Here is a 1,762-nt window from a genome sequence, read left to right as displayed (position 1 = left end):
CTTGAATAGCTACAATAAATAAATCATCTGTTTTTTCAATATGGGCAATTAGGTTAGAAAACTCCTTTTTATTATTATAAAAGTTAATTTCTTTTTGATTTTCTAATACTCCATACTTATTAATAGCAATCTTATATATTTTATTTGGGTTCTCTTTTGTTACAACTAAAACTCTGTCATTATAGAAAAAAATTCTGTCTATTGTGGAGTTTATAGGTAAATAAATTTCTAAGAAATTACTTATAAATTTTTTACCGTCATGTGTTTCCCAAAATTTAGAATACTTACCATATCCTAAATTTACAATAAATTTACTAAATTCTATGACTTCGTTTATATTATTTGATTTGAAGTCTCCGTTATATAAGCTTATAATTAATCCTGTAATCAATTTTCTTGCCTTTTTACAATCTCTAGTGTTAGTTGTAAAAGGTATTTTAACTTCTTTATTTTCAGCAGTTCTATTCTTTTTAATAAAATCTTTTATTTCTTCTAATGCTTTTTCACTATTTGAGTTAAATAGTAAATTTTTTTCTTGAGTTTTACTTAATAACCATCCTGGTAACCAAATAAGTCTTTCTATCATAGCATTTTCTAAAAAGAATTCTGGCAAATTACTTAAAGAATCCTTATTATAATATACAGGGCTTATATCAAGTTTATTTTGTATATCATCTGATGTATTTCCTGCAAAATAACATGAAGTAGTTTGTAGAATTTCATCGTTACCCCTAGAAAAAGTATCTCCGTTTAAATAACTTTTTAAAGCACTTTTTAAGTCAGTTGGTATATCTGATTGATTCAAATTAGAAATTTCATCAAAGAAAATTGCATTATTTTTATTAGATATATACCCTTCTTTTCCTGAAATACTTCCAAAAATCTTAGCTGTTGTAATAGCTTTAACCATTTCAAAATTCTCTGGAAAGACTTTTGAAATATAAGACTTTCCTGTATTAGGTGGACCTTGTTCTAACATATGAAAATGTTCTATTAACAATGGAAAAACTCTAATGAATCTAATTAGATTATCCGTAATAGTAAAGCTTTTAATATCAATTCCTAATGCCTCAAAATATAAATCAAATAGTGTTAAATTCATTTTAAAATCCTCCAAGATAATGTTTTTGTAAAAAATCTTTATTCGAAAAATCAATAATATTTAAAGTTGAATCTTTATTCAAATCAATAATTCCACATTGTAAACAAAAAGGTTCAAGTGATCCTAAAATAAGATGACCACAAGAACAAGTTAATGGAAAGTTCCAAAATATAAAAGGTATAAAATTACTATAATCTGTTAGAACTAATCTTCCATTTAAAATTCCAATTTGATTATCCTTTAATTTATTAACCACTCCTTTTCCAAGATAATTTGCTGCAAGTATTTGAATATAGTAACTACTATTGGCTGCTGTTCTATCAAACTTTTGAAAAGTTGGTTTTATAATCACTCCATAGTTAAAATTTGAAAATGGCCTTCTACAAGGATAAAACTGAATAATATATTCAGATAACAGAGTACTACAATACCATTCATGAAGGTTAATTAAATTCCCTTCTTTAGTTTTTGCAATACATATTGTTTTGTTTGCTAAATAAATTCTATCCTCATCTTCAACAAAATCAATAACTGGATAGAAATGAGAAATAACCTGTGCTATTGGAACGTTAGGATTTTTCTCAATTAATTGAATTAACATCATAACCATAAAAATTACCTCCATATTATTTATTATTTGTTTCTGTGAAGAAGTATAGC

2 protein-coding genes are annotated in these 1,762 nt (G+C 25.2%); both read right to left on the bottom strand.

What is annotated here, in order from left to right; all coding sequences use genetic code 11:
- Positions 1-1,102, bottom strand: a 1,102-nt coding sequence (locus ACMOUI_RS08510; protein ID WP_418965296.1) for a BREX system Lon protease-like protein BrxL, incomplete at its 3' end; no start/stop codon positions are given.
- Between the two features lies 1 nt (position 1,103).
- Positions 1,104-1,712, bottom strand: coding sequence for a hypothetical protein (locus ACMOUI_RS08505; protein WP_418965295.1), 609 nt, complete (start codon positions 1,710-1,712; stop codon positions 1,104-1,106).
- Positions 1,713-1,762 lie beyond the last annotated feature (50 nt).

This window comes from Cetobacterium sp. (assembly GCF_048470075.1).
Classification (GTDB): Bacteria; Fusobacteriota; Fusobacteriia; order Fusobacteriales; family Fusobacteriaceae; genus Cetobacterium_A.
This window is presented reverse-complemented; position numbering and strand designations above follow the sequence as displayed.

Coding starts and splice junctions, on each gene's coding strand:
- ACMOUI_RS08505 (WP_418965295.1), bottom strand. CDS start 1,712: ATGGTTATGATGTTAATTCAATTAATTGAGAAAAATCCTAACGTTCCA.